The organism is Flavobacterium sp. P1_E4 (genome assembly GCF_056405915.1).
On record NZ_JBFUBE010000002.1, the window covers coordinates 36,482 to 55,782 of the forward strand.

Genomic DNA, 19,301 nt, shown 5'->3' on the forward strand with positions numbered 1-19,301 from the left:
ATGATAACAAGTGTTTTTAAAAAATCTACACCATTAAATTTTTCTTTGGTAGTTATTTTAATGCTGGTTTTCTTTTTTCTATATCAAATTCAAGATGTTACTTGGGTAAATTCTGTTATTTCTATTTTAAAAAGTGTAGGACTATTAGTGATTTTGTTGGCCACTATTTTTCTTTCCAGTTTTATTTCAAAACGTAACGGATTGAGCAGGGACAGTACTTACACCGCTTTTTTTTATTTTCTATTTCTGCTTTTTTTTCCAGATTTATTAAAAAACACAAATCTGATTCTTGCCAATTTTTTTATTTTGTTGGCCATTAGACGCCTTGTTTCTTTACAAACTTTAAAAGAAACAAAAGAGAAACTTTTTGATGCCTCATTGTGGATTTTTATAGCCGCTTTATTTCAATTTTGGAGCATTTTATATATTCTTCTGGTTTTTATATCCGTTATATTTCACGTTTCAAGAGATTATAGAAACTGGGTTATCCCTTTTATAGCTCTTTTTGGAGTAACGATTTTATTTCTTTTATGTTCTTTAATTTTTGATTTCCACAGTATTGCTTTTTTGCAGGAGAAAAGCAAAATCAGCTTAAGTCTTGATTATTTTACCAATAATTATCAAAATATCGCTTTTTCTATTTATGTTACAATCGCTTTATTTTTTGTAATATCAATGTTTTCAACATTATCTAGCAGACCTTTGGTATTGCTTTCTTCGTATAAAAAAGTGATTGCTTCGTTTTTTATAGGGATTTTAGTTTTTGTTTTGTCAGCGAATAAAAGCAACGAATTATTAGTCTTTACTTTTGCGCCATTGACAATAATGGCTACGTCCCATATCGAAATATCACAACCAAAACTAAAAGAAGAAATTGTTATGTTTGTGCTTTTGGCTTGTAGTTTTTTTACTTTCTTTTCTCAGTTATAATTTATCTCCGTAGGCCAAATCTCCAGCATCGCCAAGTCCAGGAACAATATAACTTTTATCATTAAGTTTTTCGTCCAGTGAAGCAACCCAAAGATGACAGCTGTCGGGTAAATTTTGTTTTAGATATGATATTCCTTCTGGAGCGGCAATAATCACGGCGATATGGATTTCTTTTGGGATACCTCTTTCCATTAGTTTATTAAAAACAGCCACCAAAGATTGCCCAGTGGCCAGCATTGGGTCAACCAACAAAATATTTTTCCCGTTAATATCAGCAATTGCTTGGTATTCCACTAGTATGTCAAAGAAATCATCATGATTAGGATGGTGCCTGTAGGCCGAAATAAAACCATTTTCGGCATTGTCAAAATAGTTTAAAAAGCCTTGATGTAAGGTTAATCCAGCTCTTAAAATGGAACATAMAACCAACTGATCTGCAATTTCGGTAGTTTTTTTGACCCCAAGAGGAGTTGTTATTTCAATATCTCTGTAATGAAAAGACTGGCTCATTTCATAGGCCATAATTTCTCCAATGCGCTCAATATTTTTGCGAAATCGCATACTGTCTTTTTGAATATTGACATTCCGAATTTGACTTAAAAAATGATTTAGCACACTATTTTTTTCTGATAAATAATGAATTTCCATGGAGTCGTTATTAGAAATTTAATTTGTGGAGTTTTTTTTACACTATCAAAAGTATAAAAAGTATCTTTGTATTTCTAAAATCATTAAGATATGTTTTCAAAATTAGCTTATTCAGTATTTGAGCAAAGTATAAAAGATTATCATCAATTTGATAATGTTGATCAACCTATAAACAATCCTTTTCCAAAAGATAAATTTGAACATTTGTTATATCTAAAAAACTGGATTGACACTGTGCAATGGCATTTTGAAGATATCATTCGTGACCCAAATATTGATCCAGTTGCAGCTTTGACTTTGAAAAGAAGAATCGACGCTTCAAATCAGGAACGTACAGATATGGTTGAATATATAGATAGTTATTTTCTTCAAAAATACAGTCATGTTGTAGTTAAGGACGATGCTAAAATCAACTCAGAAAGTCCAGCTTGGGCTTTTGACAGATTGTCCATTTTGGCTTTGAAAATTTACCATATGAATGAAGAAGCTACACGTACAGAAGCTTCACAAGACCATAGAGATAAATGTCAAGTAAAATTGAACATTCTTTTGGAACAAAGATCTGATTTGTCAATGGCAATCGATGATTTATTGACAGACATTGAAAATGGAGATAAATTCATGAAAGTGTACAAACAGATGAAAATGTACAATGATGATGATTTGAATCCTGTTTTGTATCAAAATAAAAAATAATTTTTTGGTAACAAACTTGTCTCCAAAAATTAAACATATAGCCGTCATAAGACTTTCCGCAATGGGGGATGTCGCTATGACGGTTCCTGTTTTACGAGCTTTTTCGAATCAGTATCCGGAAGTAAAAATCACGGTAGTTTCTAGACCTTTTTTCAAACCTTTTTTTGCTGGCATTCCCAATCTCTCTTTTTTTGCTTTTGATGAAAAAGAAAGGCATAAAGGATTCTTGGGACTGTGTAGGTTATATCAGGATTTGGGACCATTGAATATTGATGCTTTTGCTGATTTGCACAATGTACTACGTTCTAAAGTAGTGCGAACACTTTTTGCTGTAAGCGGGAAAAAAATAGCATCTGTAGATAAAGGTAGAGAAGAGAAAAAAGCCCTTACGCGTTCTGAAAATAAAATTTTCAAACCATTGACCACGATGTTTGAAAGACACACCAAAGTCTTTGAAGAACTTGGTTTTTCTGTGGATTTAGCCAATCCAATATTTCCACCGAAAGCCATTTTGGATTCTGAAATTCTAAGTCTAATAGGTAATTCACAAGAAAAATTTATTGGGATTGCACCTTTTGCACAATATGATTCAAAAGTATATCCTTTGGATTTAATGCAAGAAGTGATAGACACTTTAGCATTAGACCAAAACAACACTATTTTGCTTTTTGGAGGAGGAAAAAAAGAAATCGAAATTTTGAGTACATTATGCTCCGGCAAAGCGAATGTCATCAATATGGCTGGAAAAATTAAGTTTCAACAGGAATTGCAACTTATATCAAATCTGGATGTGATGCTTTCTATGGATTCTGGAAACGCTCATATCGCGGCAATGCTTGGAGTAAAAGTCATTACACTTTGGGGTGCGACACATCCTTATGCAGGATTTTCACCGTTCAATCAGCCTTTGGAAAACGCCTTAGTTTCGGATAGGAATTTGTATCCAAAATTACCAACATCTGTTTATGGCAATAAAAAAGTAGAGGGTTATGAAAACGCCATGAGAACTATTGTTGTTGAGGACATAGTTTCTAAAATTAAATCCTATTTAATTTAAGCCACTAAATTATATTCTCCATTCACATCGAGAAGGTAATAACCCATTATCTTCTTTTTGGTTCTATTTACAATAATTACAACAAAATGATTTTCCTGTTCAGTAGATAGCAGAATGTGTTCAAATTCTCCTGTAGAATTGCGGTAAACTTTATATATCAGTTCCTGTTCTTTATTTTTTTTCGATATAACTTTAATCGATTTTAACTTATCTACATAAGGCCAAATATTAAAAACGATCACTTCTGCTCGCACTATTTCTTCCATTTTTCCAACCATTGTAGAATTGTATTTTTCTTTTGTTAGTAATTTTGGCCCTTTTTTATTTCTCGTCTTTTTAATTATAACGAGTGCGCACAAAAAAGCTGTTATTGCAAAAAGCGAAATAAAATGTAAGTGGATGTGGTGAAGGATAGTCATGGTATTTAGTTTTTTATTAAACGTACTTCAATAATGTAAACTAGAGATTTGTCAAACAAACCTATCTAAAATTAGGGATGTCAAGATTATTCTAATTTATTTTACTAATATAATAAAAAACAACCACTTATAAAACAAAAAACTTCTCTTTTTGGAGAAGTTTTTTGTTTATCATTTGCGATTTCTAAATTTAAACATCATCATAATCCACCCGTATTGTGGCAGTAGTTGGATGTGCTTGACAAGTAAGGATTAAACCTTCTTCAATTTCGCTATCGGTAAGAATAGAATTTTTCTTCATTAAGGCTGCTCCAGATGTTACACGTGCCAAACAACTGCTGCAAATACCTCCTTGACAAGAATATGGTGCATCAATTCCTTGTTTTAGGGATGCCTCAAGAATAGTTTGTTTTTGTGACATTTCAAACGTCGTTTCATCATCATCAACCATAACGGTGATTTTTGAATGTCCAATTAACGCCTCTTGAATGGTGTTTTCATGTGAAGAGGTCTTGAAAAGTTCGAATTTTATGGCCGAATCTCTCACATTTTTTTCTTTCAAAATACTTGAAACGGTATTGATCATTTCTTCTGGGCCACACAAATAGAATTTTTCAAAATCCAATGCTGCGTGTTTATTATTCAAGGCAAAGTTTACAACTGACTTGTCAATTCTACCAAACAAAGCATTTTCAACATTAGCTTGGCTATACACATAATGTACAAAAAGACGGCCTACATATTGCAATTGTAAATCATGTAATTCTTGATGAAAAATAGTTTGTTCAGGCGTTTTATTTCCATAAACCAAGACAAATGAACTTTTAGGCTCGCTTTTCAAAACTGATTTTATAATTGATAAAACGGGAGTAATTCCGCTTCCTGCAACAAAAGCAATATAGTTTTTTTGACGGTCTATTTCGGGTTCAAAAATAAATTTCCCCTCAGGTTTCCCTACTTCAAGTACATCACCCGCTTTTAATTTACTATTGGCAAATTGAGAAAAAACTCCGTCTTTAACGGCTTTCACAGCAATTCGCAATTCACCGCTTCCAGGAGCTGAACAAATGGAATACGCACGACGAATTTCAACATTATCCAATGTCAGTCGTAAATTAATATATTGACCAGCAATAAAAGTATAATTAGGTTTTAATTCTTCAGGGACATTAAAAAGTATCGAAACAGCATCTTTGGTTTCGCGTTTTACTTCTTTTACGATCAATTTTAGAAAGGATGGCATAGGAATATTTTTTTGCAAAAGTAATAAAACTATTTAGGATTGAAAGAATTTGATACTATTCAAGTTTATTTCTATTGCATTTTGTAACATTTTCCTACTTTAAACTACTTATTTGCAAAATCAAACAAAAAACCATGTTTACAAAATTTATTTATCTCGAATGGAAATCTTTTACGAGATCCGCTTCGTTCGCTTCGAATTTGGCTTTGAAAATTTTAATGGGATTCCTTGTATTATATTTTACATTAGTTTTTTTAGCATTAGGAATAGGAGCTTTTTATATTCTTAGAAAAATGAAACTGGATCCGTTGGTTACCGTAAATCAATTTTTGGTGTATTATTTTTTGATGGATTTGATTGTTCGGCTTTTGCTGCAGGCAATTCCAGTTATGAATATTCGACCGATGTTAACGTTGCCTTTTAAAAAAGCAACCATTGTCCATTTTTCGCTAGGGAAGACCATGTTGTCTTTTTTTAATATAGTACATGGTTTTTTCTTTCTTCCTTTTTGTGCTGTTTTAATCTATGAAGGCTATGATGTAATTAGTGTATTGCTTTGGGGAATAGCTCTTTTTTCATTAGTTTTTTGCAATAATTTTTTAAATATTTTACTAAACAATAAAGACAACCTATTAGGAGTTTTTATAACAATTGTATTGATTTTGGCTGGTTGCCAATATTACAAACTTTTTGATATTACTAGTTATGTTTACCCATTTTTTGAAGCATTATTCCATACCAAATGGGTTTTTATGTTGCCAATTCTAGTTTTAGCAGGATTGTATTTTTGGACTTATAACTATCTAAAAGGGGATTTGTATTTGGACGCGGGACTATCTTCCAAAAGCGATATTGCCAAAACGGAGAATCTAACTTGGTTAAACCAGTTTGGAACTTTAGGGACATTTTTGAAAAATGACATTAAATTAATCAAAAGGAATAAACGCTCGAAAACCACTGTTGGTTTAAGTATCTTGTTTTTATTTTACGGACTAATATTTTTTAACAGTAATTCACATCAACCAGAAGTGATGAAAATTTTTGCTGGAATATTTGTTTCAGGAGGATTTTTATTTACGTTTGGTCAGTTTGTTCCTAGTTGGGATAGTTCCTATTATCAATTGATGATGACGCAAAATATTCCATATCGAGGCTATTTGAGTTCTAAGTGGTGGCTAATTGTTATTGCTACAGTTATTTCTACCATTTTGGCTTCTTTTTATTTGTATTTTGGATGGCAAGTGTATCTTACGATTGTCGCGGGAGCCATTTATAATATTGGAGTGAACTCACATTTGGTGTTGTTGGGAGGTGCTTTTACAAAAACGCCTATTGATTTATCGATGTCGAAAGGTGCTTTTGGCGACAAAAAAGGTTTTAATGTTAATACCATGTTGCTTTCTATACCAAAATTAGTTCTGCCATTAGTTTTATATTGGTTGGGGGCTTATATAATGAGCCCAAAATTAGGATTGGCTTTTGTTGCTTTTGCAGGTGTACTAGGGTTTATGTTTAGAAACACCGTTTTTTCAATAATAGAAAAAATTTATAAAAAGGAGAAATACAAAACTATTGCAGCTTACAAACAGAAAGCTTAATAAATAACTTTCTATAGTGTTCAATCTAAAAACGATTATCTAAAATTTACAATTACTATGATACAAGTAAATAACCTTTCCAAAGAATACAACGGGACTACCGTATTGAATATAGAATCATTAGAAATTCCAAAAGGACAGAGTTTTGGATTAGTAGGAAATAACGGAGCAGGAAAAACCACTTTTTTCAGTTTGTTATTGGACTTGATTCAGCCTACAACGGGTTGTGTTTTAAATAATGAAATTCAGGTGAATACAAGTGAAGATTGGAAACCTTTTACGGCTTCTTTTCTAGACGAAAGTTTTCTAATAGGGTACTTAACCCCCGAAGAATACTTCTATTTCATTGGTGATTTGAGAGGGCAAAACAAAGCCGATGTTGATGCGTTATTGACTCAATATGAAGAATTTTTCAATGGTGAAATTCTTAAAAATAAAAAATACTTACGCGATTTATCCAAAGGAAACCAAAAGAAGGTGGGAATCATCGCTACATTAATAGGGAATCCAGAGGTAATTATCTTGGACGAGCCTTTTGCCAATTTAGACCCGACAACAGTAAATAGACTAAAAAAAATTATTAAAGAATTGGCTGTTAATCCAAATATAACGGTGCTGGTTTCTAGTCATGATTTGCAGCATACAGTTGAAGTTTGTGATAGAATTGTTGCATTAAACAAAGGGGAATTGGTAAAAGATATGCCAACTACAAAAGAGACACTCCAAGAATTGGAATTGTTTTTTGCGGTTTAAATTTATATATTTCAAAAAGAAACGTATTTTTACAAGTCATTATACTAAAATACTTTTTTATAAGTTTAATGATTTAAACGTTTACCCTTGAATAGCAATACATTTAAATACTTTTTGGCCGTATTATTTTTATCATTTTTGATAGCCTGTTCTACCAAGAAGGATACTTTTTTGGCTAGAAATTCCCATGCTTTAAGTACAAAACTTAACATACTGTACAATGGGCAAATTGCTTTAGAAAAAGGTGTGAAAGGAATAAATGACAACACAGTCGAGAATTTTTGGAAACGTTTACCTGTGGAAAAAATGCAAGTCAGTGATGATGTTCCAGTTGATGGGAAACCTAAAAATTCCGATTTTGAAATTGCCGAAGCAAAAGCAACCAAAGCCATCCAAAAACATTCCATGAATATTGGTGGTCGAGAAAAGAACTATCAGATTGATGAAGCTTATTTATTGCTTGGAAAATCAAGATATTATGATCAAAGATTTATTCCTGCTTTGGATGCTTTTAATTACATTCTTTATAAATATCCTAATAGCAGCAATATTTATGATGCTAAAATGTGGCGTGAAAAAACAAATGTCCGTTTGGGGAATGATGCTTTGGCTATAAAAAACACCTCAAAACTCATAAAGGATAACGATTTAAAAAAGCAAGAATTTGCCAATGCGAATGCTATTTTAGCAAGTGCTTTTTTGAATATTGAAGAAAAAGACAGCGCAATCGTTAAACTAAAATTGGCAAACGACTTTACCAAAATCCATGAGGAAAAAGAACGTTATTCTTTTTTGTTGGGACAATTGTATGAAGAAGCAGGCCAAAAAGACAGTGCTATCTATTTTTATCAAACGGTTATTGATATGAATAGAAAAGCAGAAAGAAAATTTGTTATTCAGGCTTACGCCAAAAAAGCTAAACTCAATAATTATCAAGGAGAGGACTATGATTTATTTGTCAAAAAATCCAAAAAAATCATGGAGGACAGAGAAAATAGACCTTATTTGGATGTTATTTATCATAGCATTGGAATTTTTTATGATAATAATAATGAGAAAGAAAATGCATTAGATTATTACAATGCTTCTTTGGATGCCAAATCTACAGATCCTTATTTGAATGCTTCTAATTATAGAAATATTGGAAATTTATATTTCAAACACACTGATTATTTTTTTGCAGCCAAAAGTTATGATAAATGTTTGGAATTATTGGATCCAAAAACCAGAGAATATCTTCAGATTTCTAAAATTAGAAAGAATTTGGATGAGGCGATTGTCAATGAGGCGATTGCCAAACGTAATGACAGTATTATCTATGTTGCTTCTTTAAAAGAGCCGGAACAAGTAATATATTATGAAAATTATATTCAAAAATTAAAAAGTAGCGATGAGCTTAAAAAATTACTTGCCGAGAAACAAAAAAAAATAGAAAACAATATTGCATTAAATGTTGGGGTAAATATGCCTGATAATGCAACCTCAAATCAAAATGGTCAAGAAACAAATCCAACGTCTTTTGCACCGCCTACTAATAATAATCCAGCAGCAACATCCAATACATTCTATTTTTATAATCCCAACACTGTTGCTTACGGAAAATTGGAGTTTAAAAAAATATGGGGCAACAGGGCGCAAAACGGTTATTGGAGAGTTTCATCAGTAGGGGGGCAAAATCAAAACACACCAGGAAGCACAGCTGTGGTTGAGATTACAGAAAAACCAGTAGTTTCGACGGAAGTAAATGAAAAATATACTACAGACTATTATTTAAAACAATTACCAAAATCACAAACTGCAATTGACAGTATTACCAAAGAAAGAAATGCAGTTTATTATCAATTGGGAGTTATTTATAAAGAAAAATTCAAAGAATATAATTTAGCGTCTGCGAGATTAGAACAGTTGCTATTGTATCAGCCTGAGGAAAAATTAATTCTTCCTACGAAATACAATCTATATAAGATATATGAAATTACCGATCCAACAAAAGCGGAGTCAATTAAAAATGAAATAGTAAGCCAATATCCTGATTCTCGTTATGCTCAGATCATTACTAATTCAAGTCCAAAAACAGGCATTGGCAATGACACCCCAGAAGGAGAATATGAAAATTTATATAGATTGTTTCAGCAGGAATATTTCACCTCTGTCTTGAAACAGGTGGATGGTTTGATCAATCATTTTACAGGAGAAGCGATTGTCCCGAAATTTGAGTTGTTAAAAGCGTTTACAATTGGAAAGTTATATGGATTGGAAGCTTATAAAAAAGCAATACAATATGTAGCCGATAATTATGCCAACAGCAATGAAGGAAAAGATGCTATTGAAATTCTTAAAACGCAAATTCCGCTTTTGGAAAAAATGAGTTTTAGTACAGTTGATTCTAAAAATTGGAAGGTCATTTTTAGAATTGATAAGAATGATGAGAAAGGTGCATCGGCAATTGAAAGCAAAGTGACTTTGTTTTTTGCCAATGAAAATGTGGAGAAATTAAAATATAGCTGTGATATTTATACTGAAAAAGAAAGCTTCATCTCTATTCAAGGAATCCATTCAGAATCGTATGCTCAATTTGTAGCCGCTCTTTTTGCAGAAAACGAAAAATACAAAATTAGCCAACCAGGAATAGTGATTTCAAATGAAAATTATAAAATAATTCAAATCAAGAAAAATCTTGAAGAGTTTCTTTTATTAAAAAAACCGTAATTATGTTTGATCAAAAACCAAAATCGTACACAGATCTTTTAGGGAAAACGAATAGAATTGTAGAAGGCACTACAATACACGGGGACATAATTTCACCAGCCGATTTTAGATTAGATGGTGAATTGATAGGTAATTTTACATCTAATGGAAAATTAGTGATTGGGCCTGCAGGAAGTGTCAAAGGTGATATCATTTGTAATATGGCAGACATTGAAGGAAAATTTGAAGGGAAAATTCAGATTGAGGATACTTTAAACATTAAAGAATCAGCCAGTATTATAGGAGAAGTTATCATAGGTAAATTATCGGTAGAGCCGGGTGCCACTTTCAATGCAACCTGTGTTATGTTGTCTAATAATACTAAAGGGACAAAAAGTGCCGACGAATAATGACCCTAAAAAGAACAACTACAACAAATGGTTGGCATTAATTAATATCCCAATACAAATGGGAATTATTATTTATCTTTTTGCCTATTTTGGAAACTGGTTGGATGAAAACCATCCCAGCAGAAGAGTTTATTATGTAAAAGTGATGGCAATGGTAGGAGTTGTTTTGGCACTTTATAATGTTATCCGACAAGTAAACGAAATCAACAAAAAACAGTAAAATCAGAAGCATAATGAATCTTAAAAAAACGCTCCCATTTTTAACTTTATTGGGTATTGTATTCTTATTATATGTAATTCATAAATTGGTTTTCTATGGTTTTAATATCAACCAGGAGACCTTTCACTATTCTCTAGAAACGCTTTATTTGTTTTTCTTCGTTTTGTCTGCTATTATTTTCAGAGTTTTATTAACAATAAGAAAAAGAAGTTTTGACAATGTCGGAATGTCTTTCCTTGTGGCAACAAGTATAAAGATGGTTTTTTGTTATTTGATTTTGAGGCCATTATTACAAGTGCCAAAGACTAATGACCCTACAGAAAGAATAAATTTTTTCATATTGTTTATTGTCTTTTTAACAATTGAGACCCTTTTTACTATACGCTTAGTAAACGAAAAGCAATAATCACTACCTCTGTGAATCAAATTCTCAAAAAAATACTTTTATATGCTTTTGAGTATTAATAAAAAATGTACCTTTGCACCAAATTTTAGAATCGTTAAAAAATAAGATATTTAAGAGATATGGTGATTTCCAACAAAGCACTTAGATTTATTATAGCGACTTTCGTTATATGTCTTCCTTTTATTAGTATGGCAAGTCCAGAAAAGGACACTACAATTGTTCAAACTGTAGTAGCACATGAAGGTGCAGAAGCAAGCCACGAAGCACATGCTGAACCAACAGATGTGAAATCTAAAGTAAAAGCATTTATAAAACACCACGTTTTAGATTCTCATGAATTTTCTTTTTTTCAAGATGATGAAACAGGAGTTCATTACGGTTTTTCATTACCTATTATTATTTGGGATAATGGTTTTCAAATTTTCTCTTCTTCAAAATTTGAACATGGAGAAGCTGTTGCTGAATCAAACGGGAATTTCTACAAAATAAACCACCACGACGGAAAAATTTATAAAACTGACGCTGCTGGTACAATTACCGAAGATGAAAAATCAGGACATCCTACAAATGTACGTCCTTTGGATTTGTCAATTACAAAATCTGTTTTGTCTATAATGATTGCAGCGGTTTTGATGTTTTTCCTTTTTACAGGTTTAGCAAAATCATATGCTAAGAATAATGGAATCGCTTCTGGTGCTGGTCGTATTTTTGAGCCAGTTGTATTGTTTATTCGTGATGAGATTGCTATTCCAAATATTGGTGAGAAGCACTACAAGAAATACATGAGTTATTTATTGACTATATTTTTCTTCATATTATTTTTAAATATTTTCGGTCTGATGCCGTTCGGTATCAATGTAACAGGGAATCTTACTATTACATTTTCATTAGCTATATTGACGTTTTTAATCACAAATCTTACTGCTAATAAAAATTATTGGGGACACATTTTTTGGATGCCAGGTGTGCCAAAACCGATGCGTATTGTATTGGCGCCAATAGAATTATTAGGAGTAGTTATTAAGCCGTTCTCATTAATGATACGTTTGTACGCGAATATTTTTGCAGGACATATTGTATTGATGAGTATCATTGGGTTGATGTTTATCTTCAAAAGTTGGTTAGGAAGCAGCTTGTCATTTGGTTTGTCATTTGCGCTTTCTATTCTTGAGATATTAGTTGCGTTTTTACAAGCGTATATTTTTACCTTGCTTTCTGCTTTGTATTTTGGTATGGCAGTAGAAGAGCATCATCATGAGGAAGCTCATCACTAAAATGTTTAACTGTTAATTTGTTTAACCGATTCAACGATTCAACAAATTATCGATTAAACCATAAAAAAGAATGTTTAATTTTTAATATATATATTATGGAAGGTTTAAATTTCGTAGGAGCAGGATTAATTGTAATTGGAGCAGGTTTAGGAATTGGTAGAATTGGTGGTTCAGCAATGGATGCTATTGCTCGTCAACCAGAAGCTTCTGGAAAAATCCAAACAGCTATGCTTATTGCAGCTGCACTTATTGAAGGTATTGGTTTCGCAGCGTTATTCGCAGCTTAATTAGCACTTAAAAAACAAACAATAGTTACAACGGTTGGTTGTAACTATTGTTTTAATTAAATGTTGAAAATTATATTAAACAGATTAAATTTTATTTTTTAAAATACAATTTACAATTTACAACTTATAAAAAATGGAAAAGTTAATAAATCAGTTTGAGTTAGGTTTGTTTTTCTGGCAAGTATTAATATTTATCGGATTAATAATCTTATTGAAAAAATTCGCTTGGAAACCTATTCTTGATGCTGTAAACGATAGAGAAGAAGGAATTAAAAATGCTTTACTTTCTGCTGAAAATGCTAGAAAAGAAATGCAAAACTTGCAAGCTGACAACCAACGTATTTTGCAAGAAGCTAGATTAGAGCGTGACAACATGCTTAAAGAAGCTCGTGAAATGAAAGATAAAATGGTTGATGATGCAAAAACTGAAGCTCAAGCTCAAGGTCAAAAAATGATCGATCAAGCTAAGGCTGCAATTGAAAGCGAGAAAAATGCAGCTATGGCTGAATTGAAATTACAAGTTTCAACTTTGTCTTTAAGTATTGCTGAAAAATTATTAAAAGAAGAATTGTCTAACAAAGAAGCTCAAACTAAATTGGTTGAGAAATTGTTAGGTGACGTAAAATTGAACTAATCATGGCAAGTACTAGAGCAGCAATTCGTTATGCAACCGCAATTTTAGATTTATCCAATTCAAAAGGGGTATCTGAAGCTGTGAATAATGACATGAAATCTATTGCTTCAACGATTAAGGGTAATACGGAATTGAGTACTTTTATTCAAAATCCAACCATTAAAGTAGAAGTGAAAGAGAAAGCACTTTTAGAAGTTTTTGCTACTGTTGATAATGTAACTAAAGGTTTGCTTCATTTGTTGTTTGAAAACAAAAGATTCGGAATTTTAGATGTTATCGCTGCAGAATATAGCAAATTGTTTGATATCATGAATAATGTTGAAGTAGCAAAAGTAACTACAGCTATTGCTATGGATGCTGAGCTTGAAGCTAAAGTATTGGCTAAAATAGCAACACTTTCTGATAAAAAAATCACAATCGAAAATACTGTAGATCCTTCTATAATTGGAGGGTTTATATTAAGAATAGGTGATCAGCAGTATAATGCTTCTGTTGCCAACAGATTACAAATATTAAAAAGAGAGTTAAGTAATTAGTTTTATTACACATTAGTGTCTAAATTATAAATTAAGATGGCGGAAATTAAACCTGCTGAAATATCAGCAATATTAAGAAAGCAAGTAGAAGGTTTTGAATCTGGTGCTACGCTAGAGGAAGTAGGAACGGTGCTTCAAGTTGGAGATGGTATTGCTCTTATTTATGGGCTTTCAAATGTTCAATACGGTGAATTAGTTGAATTCGAAAACGGATTAGAGGCTATCGTTTTGAACCTTGAACAAGACAACGTTGGGGTGGTACTTTTAGGACCTTCAACAGGAATCAAAGAAGGATCTACTGCAAAAAGAACACAACGTATTGCTTCCCTTAAAACAGGAGAAGGAATGGTAGGACGTGTAGTTAACACTCTTGGTTTTCCAATTGATGGAAAAGGACCAATCGGCGGTGAATTATTCGAAATGCCTTTGGAAAGAAAAGCTCCTGGAGTTATCTTCCGTCAACCAGTAACAGAACCATTGCAAACAGGTGTAAAAGCTGTTGATGCTATGATCCCAGTTGGTCGTGGACAACGTGAGTTGGTTATTGGTGACCGTCAAACAGGAAAATCTACTGTTTGTATCGATACCATCTTAAATCAAAAAGAATTTTACGATGCAGGAAAACCTGTATTTTGTATCTATGTAGCAATTGGTCAAAAAGCTTCTACTGTTGCAGGAATTGCAAAAACATTAGAAGAAAAAGGAGCAATGGCTTATACAGTGATCGTAGCAGCAAACGCTTCTGATCCAGCTCCAATGCAAGTTTATGCTCCTTTCGCAGGTGCTGCTATTGGAGAATATTTTAGAGATTCTGGTCGTCCAGCTTTAATTGTTTATGATGATTTATCTAAACAAGCAGTTGCATACCGTGAGGTTTCTCTTTTGTTGAGAAGACCACCGGGACGTGAAGCATATCCTGGAGACGTTTTCTACTTACACTCTCGTTTATTAGAGCGTGCTTGTAAAGTGATTGCTGATGATGGAATTGCAAAAGACATGAATGATTTACCAGATTCTTTGAAAGGAATCGTAAAAGGTGGAGGTTCTTTGACTGCATTACCAATTATCGAAACACAAGCAGGTGACGTATCAGCATATATCCCAACAAACGTAATTTCGATTACAGATGGTCAAATTTTCTTAGATGGAGATTTGTTTAACTCTGGGGTTCGTCCAGCGATTAACGTAGGTATCTCTGTATCTCGTGTTGGAGGTAATGCTCAAATTAAATCAATGAAAAAAGTAGCAGGTACTTTGAAATTAGATCAAGCACAATTCCGTGAATTGGAAGCGTTTGCTAAATTTGGTTCTGACCTTGATGCTGTTACATTGAACGTAATTGAAAAAGGAAAGAGAAACGTTGAAATCTTGAAACAAGGTTTGAATGATCCTTATACAGTTGAAGACCAAGTTGCAATTATCTATGCTGGATCTAAAAACTTATTGAGAAATGTTCCTGTGAATAAAGTGAAAGAATTTGAGAAAGATTTCTTGGAATTCTTGAACAACAAACACAGAGCTACTCTTGATGCTTTGAAAGCAGGAAAATTAACAGATGAAATTACAGACGTACTTGAAACTGTTGCAAAAGAAATTTCAGCGAAATATAACTAATCTAGTGAATAGTGAAAAGTGAGTAGTTAAGGCTATTCACTTTTCACGACTTACTATTTACTTAAACATAAAATGGCAAATTTAAAGGAAATCCGTAATAGAATTACTTCCATTTCATCAACGATGCAAATCACATCGGCAATGAAAATGGTTTCTGCAGCAAAGCTAAAGAAAGCACAAGATGCAATCACAGCAATGCGCCCTTATGCCGAAAAATTAACGGAATTATTACAAAATCTTTCAGCTTCACTTGATGGTGATGTTGGTGGAGAATTTACTACACAACGTGAGGTGAAAAAAGTTTTAATTGTTGCTATCACTTCTAATAGAGGTTTGTGTGGTGCTTTTAATACGAATGTAATTAAGGAAGCTAAAAACCGTTCTGAATATTATGCTGGTAAGCAAGTAGATATTTTTGCTATCGGTAAAAAAGGAAACGATATTTTGTCAAAAAATTTGACTGTAATTGATAATCAAAGTTCAATATTTGATCAATTAACTTTTGAAAATGTTGCTGTTATTGCTGAAACATTAACTCAAAAATTTGTTTCAGGTGAATATGATAGAATTGAATTGGTTTACAATCAATTTAAAAATGCTGCTACTCAAATTGTACAAACTGAACAATTTTTGCCATTGGCGCCTATTCAATCTGATAAAGCAGTATCTAATGGAGATTACATTTTTGAACCTGCAAAGGAAGAAATTGTAATGACATTAATCCCAAAAGCATTAAAAACACAATTATACAAAGGTATTCGTGATTCATTCGCTTCTGAGCACGGAGCACGTATGACTGCTATGCACAAAGCTACAGACAACGCAACCGACTTGAGAGATCAATTGAAATTAACTTACAATAAAGCTCGTCAGGCGGCTATTACTAACGAAATCCTTGAGATTGTTGGTGGAGCAGAAGCTTTGAAAGGATAATTTATAAAATACATTAAATGAAAAAAGAGCCGTTTGGCTCTTTTTTTATGCTTTGTTTTTAAAGGAACAAATAGCTTTATAATCCTTCTGCTCTATGTTTAAGGGTGAATCTAGCTTTTCCCTGAGCTTTTTTTTGAGGGAACAATTAGCTTTATAAACCCTATGCTCTGTTTTGTGGGGATCAATTAGCTTTATAAACCCCTTATCTTAATTTTGTTATACAAATATCAGTCATTATAAAGGTTTATACAATACCCACTTTTGGTGATATTTCAATAAATTGTTTTCACTTTTCTGAATGGTTCTTTTTTGTTTATTTTTGTTTCATCTATTTTTTAAATTCTATTCAATTGAAACTCGTCGAACTTACTACCGTTCCAGAAATGCTAGCTCAAATTGAAGTGATGCAACATTTGTATCCTAAACTTACTTTAGAAAAGTATGAATCATATTTGCAGGAAATGGTTCCCCATAATTACAAACAAGTGGTGGTTTTTGAAAATGACATCTGCGTTGGAATATCTGGTTTTTGGACAGCAATTAAACTTTGGACCGGAAAGTATATTGAAATAGATAATTTTATTGTTCATTCTGAACATCGTTCTAAAGGAATTGGAAAAATGATGACTGATTATATTGATGTAAAAGCCAAATCTGAAGGATGTACTGCTATTGTCTTGGATGCTTTCACCGGAAATTTTACAGCGCATCGTTTTTATTATAATCAAGGGTATGAACCAAGGGGCTTTCATTTTTTGAAAATGCTAAATGAAGAAGGATTAACATAATCATAATTTCATTTTTGAAACTTTATTCAACAGTAAAACTCCAAAAATAACCAAAGAATTGGTTATTTTTGTTTCATAATAATTAACAGAAAATTAATTTTGGGATTATATAAAAAGCTTTTTAAACAAACGGCCATATATGGGCTTGCCACAGTAATACCAAGGATGTTCAGCTTTTTGCTGGTACCACTCTATACGGGACTATTACCTCAAGCTGAGTACGGAAAAGTATCTATAATATTTGCTTGGATGATTTTTTTCAATGTTATTCTTGCTTATGGTATGGAAACTGCTTTTTTTAGATTTTATAATTCTGAGAAAAATAAGGATAGCGTAGTAGAAACGACAACAGTTTCCATTTTCTGGTCCACAATTCTTTTCGTTTTTATAGCCTTATTGTTTCGAAACTCTTTGGCACTTTGGTCTGGAGTCGATACACAATACATTACTTATTCCATCTGGATTTTAGCATTGGATGCTTTAGTTATTGTCCCTTTTTCAAAGTTGAGAGCCAATCAAAGACCTAAATTTTATGCTTTGATCAAAATTGGAAATGTAGTAGTCAATCTATCATTCAACATATTCTTTTTAGTGTATTTACCAAGCGTTTCAGTATCACAACCTGACAGTTTTTTAAGCTCCGTTTATATTGAGAATTTCCAGATAGGTTATATTTTTCTTGCCAATATCATAGCCAGCTTCTTAACTTTTGTGGTGCTTTTTCCAGACTATTTTACAATAAAATGGAAATTTGATTATGAGCTTTGGAAACGAATGATGCGTTATGGATTGCCTATTATGATTGCCGGAATTGCCTTTGCAATTAACGAACAGTTTGATAAAATTCTTTTGGGTAAATTATTACCGGCCAATATTGCGGCTGAGCAAGTAGGGGTTTATTCGGCCTGTTATAAATTGGGACTGTTTATGGTTTTGTATAGAACTGCTTATACACTAGGAATTGAGCCTTTCTTTTTTAGCCATGCTTCCAATGAAAATGCACAACAAACGTATGCGACTGTTACCAAATATTTTGTGATTTTCGGATCCTTTATTTTATTGTCCGTAATCGTATTTGCTGATCTTTTGAAACAAGTTATGATTCCAAATTCTTCCTATTGGGAGGCAATGAAAGTGGTTCCGCTTATTATTTTGGCCAATTTTTTCTTGGGGATTTACACCAATCTTTCTGTTTGGTATAAACTCATCGATAAGACTTATGTTGGAGCCTATATTTCTATTGTTGGAGCAGTGGTAACTTTGGTATTAAACTATTTATTGATTCCAAAATACAGTTATTACGGTTCGGCAATTGCTACAATTTCGGCTTATGGGAGCATGATGTTCATTTCCTATTATCTCGGAAACAAGTATTATCCAATTCCTTACGACAAGAAAAAAATAGTAGGATACCTTACTTTATCTACCGGTTTTTCATGTATTTCTTTTTATGGTTTTAACGGGAATTATTTTATTGGGGTATCACTTTTAGCAATATTTATGGGCTTCATCTATTATAATGAAAAAGAAACACTTTTACGAATTTTAAAACGTCCAACTAAAAATTAGGAGCTATTCCTGCTATTCGTTACAAACGAAGTTCACTGAACTCCTATGAAAATAAAAGTATAGTGAAGCAATCTTGCTGGTTGAACACCGGCCAACAAGGATTTTCACTACTATCAGGGCTAGGGCATTCCGTAATCAAATAGATTTTATATTAAAAAAATAATGACAATAAACATCATCAACAAATCACAGCATGCATTGCCAAATTACGAAACCATTGCTTCTGCAGGAATGGATTTAAGGGCAAATTTAACTCAATCAATAACATTGCAACCTTTAGAAAGAACTATTGTTAAAACAGGTCTTTTTATAGAATTGCCAATAGGTTATGAGGCTCAGGTTCGTCCAAGAAGCGGATTGGCTGCCAAAAATGGTATAACCGTTCTTAATGCTCCCGGAACAGTCGATGCCGATTATAGAGGTGAGATTGGAGTAATTTTAGTAAATTTATCCAATGATCCATTTGTTATAGAAAATGGAGAACGCATTGCACAACTCATCATCGCCAAACACGAACGCGCCGATTGGATCGAAGTACAGGAATTAACCGAAACATCAAGAGGTGAAGGAGGATTTGGAAGTACAGGAGTTAAATAAA

21 protein-coding genes are annotated in these 19,301 nt (G+C 32.6%); 18 read left to right on the forward strand and 3 right to left on the reverse strand.

Going from position 1 to position 19,301, the window contains the following annotated elements; genetic code table 11:
• On the forward strand, window positions 1–930 hold the full coding sequence (locus AC1DY0_RS01975; protein ID WP_477187012.1) for a DUF6427 family protein: 930 nt from the start codon (window positions 1–3) through the stop codon (window positions 928–930).
• Here the strand turns inward: AC1DY0_RS01975 and upp are convergent.
• Entirely contained in the window at window positions 925–1,578 is a 654-nt protein-coding gene (gene upp / locus AC1DY0_RS01980) for a uracil phosphoribosyltransferase (RefSeq protein WP_477187013.1), read from the reverse strand. The two genes, AC1DY0_RS01975 and upp, sit on opposite strands and share 6 nt — an antisense overlap.
• Before the next feature lie 90 nt (window positions 1,579–1,668).
• On the opposite strand from upp, the gene AC1DY0_RS01985 reads away from it, so the two are divergent.
• Window positions 1,669–2,274 carry a DUF4254 domain-containing protein gene (locus tag AC1DY0_RS01985; protein WP_477187014.1) on the forward strand — a complete coding sequence of 202 codons (606 nt, stop codon included), beginning with the start codon at window positions 1,669–1,671 and terminating at the stop codon, window positions 2,272–2,274.
• A 61-nt stretch (window positions 2,275–2,335) separates the two neighbouring features.
• The gene (locus AC1DY0_RS01990; protein ID WP_477187306.1) at window positions 2,336–3,331 is read left to right on the forward strand and encodes a glycosyltransferase family 9 protein; all 996 of its coding nucleotides are present in this window, start codon (window positions 2,336–2,338) and stop codon (window positions 3,329–3,331) included.
• On the opposite strand, the gene AC1DY0_RS01995 is transcribed toward AC1DY0_RS01990, so the two are convergent.
• Both AC1DY0_RS01995 and AC1DY0_RS02000 read right to left on the reverse strand, forming a co-directional pair.
• Window positions 3,328–3,750, reverse strand: a complete 423-nt coding sequence (locus tag AC1DY0_RS01995; RefSeq protein WP_477187015.1) for a hypothetical protein — start codon at window positions 3,748–3,750, stop codon at window positions 3,328–3,330. The genes AC1DY0_RS01990 and AC1DY0_RS01995 overlap by 4 nt on opposite strands.
• Window positions 3,751–3,940: 190 nt before the next feature.
• Window positions 3,941–4,993, reverse strand: a complete 1,053-nt coding sequence (locus AC1DY0_RS02000; protein ID WP_477187016.1) for a 2Fe-2S iron-sulfur cluster-binding protein — start codon at window positions 4,991–4,993, stop codon at window positions 3,941–3,943.
• Between the two features lie 134 nt (window positions 4,994–5,127).
• On the opposite strand from AC1DY0_RS02000, the gene AC1DY0_RS02005 reads away from it, so the two are divergent.
• The 15 genes from AC1DY0_RS02005 to dut all read left to right on the forward strand — a co-directional run bounded on the left by AC1DY0_RS02005 (window position 5,128) and on the right by dut (window position 19,300).
• Window positions 5,128–6,591, forward strand: coding sequence for a DUF5687 family protein (locus AC1DY0_RS02005; RefSeq protein WP_477187017.1), 1,464 nt, complete (start codon window positions 5,128–5,130; stop codon window positions 6,589–6,591).
• Between the two features lie 57 nt (window positions 6,592–6,648).
• Window positions 6,649–7,344, forward strand: a complete 696-nt coding sequence (locus AC1DY0_RS02010; protein ID WP_477187018.1) for an ABC transporter ATP-binding protein — start codon at window positions 6,649–6,651, stop codon at window positions 7,342–7,344.
• 87 nt (window positions 7,345–7,431) lie between these two features.
• Window positions 7,432–10,053 carry a type IX secretion system periplasmic lipoprotein PorW/SprE gene (gene porW, locus AC1DY0_RS02015; protein WP_477187019.1) on the forward strand — a complete coding sequence of 874 codons (2,622 nt, stop codon included), beginning with the start codon at window positions 7,432–7,434 and terminating at the stop codon, window positions 10,051–10,053.
• A 2-nt stretch (window positions 10,054–10,055) separates the two neighbouring features.
• Window positions 10,056–10,442 carry a bactofilin family protein gene (locus tag AC1DY0_RS02020; protein WP_477187020.1) on the forward strand — a complete coding sequence of 129 codons (387 nt, stop codon included), beginning with the start codon at window positions 10,056–10,058 and terminating at the stop codon, window positions 10,440–10,442.
• A complete protein-coding gene (locus AC1DY0_RS02025) occupies window positions 10,429–10,662 on the forward strand; it encodes an AtpZ/AtpI family protein (RefSeq protein ID WP_477187021.1) in 234 nt (77 codons plus the stop codon). The genes AC1DY0_RS02020 and AC1DY0_RS02025 overlap by 14 nt, the downstream gene beginning before the upstream one ends.
• Before the next feature lie 13 nt (window positions 10,663–10,675).
• Window positions 10,676–11,068 (forward strand): DUF6168 family protein, encoded by a 393-nt coding sequence (locus tag AC1DY0_RS02030; RefSeq protein ID WP_477187022.1) that lies wholly within the window; start codon window positions 10,676–10,678, stop codon window positions 11,066–11,068.
• 119 nt (window positions 11,069–11,187) lie between these two features.
• Entirely contained in the window at window positions 11,188–12,342 is a 1,155-nt protein-coding gene (atpB, locus tag AC1DY0_RS02035; protein ID WP_477187023.1) for a F0F1 ATP synthase subunit A, read from the forward strand.
• Window positions 12,343–12,437: 95 nt separating this feature from the next.
• Window positions 12,438–12,629: an ATP synthase F0 subunit C gene (gene atpE / locus AC1DY0_RS02040; RefSeq protein WP_100842815.1), complete on the forward strand. Its 192-nt coding sequence runs from the start codon at window positions 12,438–12,440 to the stop codon at window positions 12,627–12,629.
• A 133-nt stretch (window positions 12,630–12,762) separates the two neighbouring features.
• Entirely contained in the window at window positions 12,763–13,263 is a 501-nt protein-coding gene (locus tag AC1DY0_RS02045; protein WP_477187024.1) for a F0F1 ATP synthase subunit B, read from the forward strand.
• A gap of 2 nt (window positions 13,264–13,265) precedes the next feature.
• Entirely contained in the window at window positions 13,266–13,799 is a 534-nt protein-coding gene (gene atpH, locus AC1DY0_RS02050; protein ID WP_477187025.1) for an ATP synthase F1 subunit delta, read from the forward strand.
• A gap of 36 nt (window positions 13,800–13,835) precedes the next feature.
• A complete protein-coding gene (gene atpA / locus AC1DY0_RS02055; RefSeq protein WP_111408331.1) occupies window positions 13,836–15,413 on the forward strand; it encodes a F0F1 ATP synthase subunit alpha in 1,578 nt (525 codons plus the stop codon).
• A 72-nt stretch (window positions 15,414–15,485) separates the two neighbouring features.
• Window positions 15,486–16,346: an ATP synthase F1 subunit gamma gene (gene atpG, locus AC1DY0_RS02060; protein ID WP_477187026.1), complete on the forward strand. Its 861-nt coding sequence runs from the start codon at window positions 15,486–15,488 to the stop codon at window positions 16,344–16,346.
• Between the two features lie 344 nt (window positions 16,347–16,690).
• On the forward strand, window positions 16,691–17,134 hold the full coding sequence (locus AC1DY0_RS02065) for a GNAT family N-acetyltransferase (protein WP_477187307.1): 444 nt from the start codon (window positions 16,691–16,693) through the stop codon (window positions 17,132–17,134).
• 99 nt (window positions 17,135–17,233) lie between these two features.
• Window positions 17,234–18,703: a lipopolysaccharide biosynthesis protein gene (locus AC1DY0_RS02070; protein WP_477187027.1), complete on the forward strand. Its 1,470-nt coding sequence runs from the start codon at window positions 17,234–17,236 to the stop codon at window positions 18,701–18,703.
• A gap of 162 nt (window positions 18,704–18,865) precedes the next feature.
• Window positions 18,866–19,300 carry a dUTP diphosphatase gene (dut, locus tag AC1DY0_RS02075; RefSeq protein WP_477187028.1) on the forward strand — a complete coding sequence of 145 codons (435 nt, stop codon included), beginning with the start codon at window positions 18,866–18,868 and terminating at the stop codon, window positions 19,298–19,300.
• Window position 19,301: the final 1 nt, after the last annotated feature.

Excerpts from the sequence above, each read along its gene's own strand:
- AC1DY0_RS02030 (WP_477187022.1), top strand. The coding sequence starts at position 10,676 with ATGAATCTTAAAAAAACGCTCCCATTTTTAACTTTATTGGGTATTGTA.
- AC1DY0_RS02000 (WP_477187016.1), bottom strand. The coding sequence starts at position 4,993 with ATGCCATCCTTTCTAAAATTGATCGTAAAAGAAGTAAAACGCGAAACC.
- atpA (WP_111408331.1), top strand. The coding sequence starts at position 13,836 with ATGGCGGAAATTAAACCTGCTGAAATATCAGCAATATTAAGAAAGCAA.
- AC1DY0_RS02010 (WP_477187018.1), top strand. The coding sequence starts at position 6,649 with ATGATACAAGTAAATAACCTTTCCAAAGAATACAACGGGACTACCGTA.
- atpH (WP_477187025.1), top strand. The coding sequence starts at position 13,266 with ATGGCAAGTACTAGAGCAGCAATTCGTTATGCAACCGCAATTTTAGAT.
- AC1DY0_RS02045 (WP_477187024.1), top strand. The coding sequence starts at position 12,763 with ATGGAAAAGTTAATAAATCAGTTTGAGTTAGGTTTGTTTTTCTGGCAA.
- AC1DY0_RS01990 (WP_477187306.1), top strand. The coding sequence starts at position 2,336 with ATGGGGGATGTCGCTATGACGGTTCCTGTTTTACGAGCTTTTTCGAAT.
- AC1DY0_RS02020 (WP_477187020.1), top strand. The coding sequence starts at position 10,056 with ATGTTTGATCAAAAACCAAAATCGTACACAGATCTTTTAGGGAAAACG.
- AC1DY0_RS02005 (WP_477187017.1), top strand. The coding sequence starts at position 5,128 with ATGTTTACAAAATTTATTTATCTCGAATGGAAATCTTTTACGAGATCC.
- AC1DY0_RS01975 (WP_477187012.1), top strand. The coding sequence starts at position 1 with ATGATAACAAGTGTTTTTAAAAAATCTACACCATTAAATTTTTCTTTG.
- dut (WP_477187028.1), top strand. The coding sequence starts at position 18,866 with ATGACAATAAACATCATCAACAAATCACAGCATGCATTGCCAAATTAC.
- AC1DY0_RS01985 (WP_477187014.1), top strand. The coding sequence starts at position 1,669 with ATGTTTTCAAAATTAGCTTATTCAGTATTTGAGCAAAGTATAAAAGAT.
- AC1DY0_RS01995 (WP_477187015.1), bottom strand. The coding sequence starts at position 3,750 with ATGACTATCCTTCACCACATCCACTTACATTTTATTTCGCTTTTTGCA.
- atpE (WP_100842815.1), top strand. The coding sequence starts at position 12,438 with ATGGAAGGTTTAAATTTCGTAGGAGCAGGATTAATTGTAATTGGAGCA.
- atpG (WP_477187026.1), top strand. The coding sequence starts at position 15,486 with ATGGCAAATTTAAAGGAAATCCGTAATAGAATTACTTCCATTTCATCA.
- atpB (WP_477187023.1), top strand. The coding sequence starts at position 11,188 with ATGGTGATTTCCAACAAAGCACTTAGATTTATTATAGCGACTTTCGTT.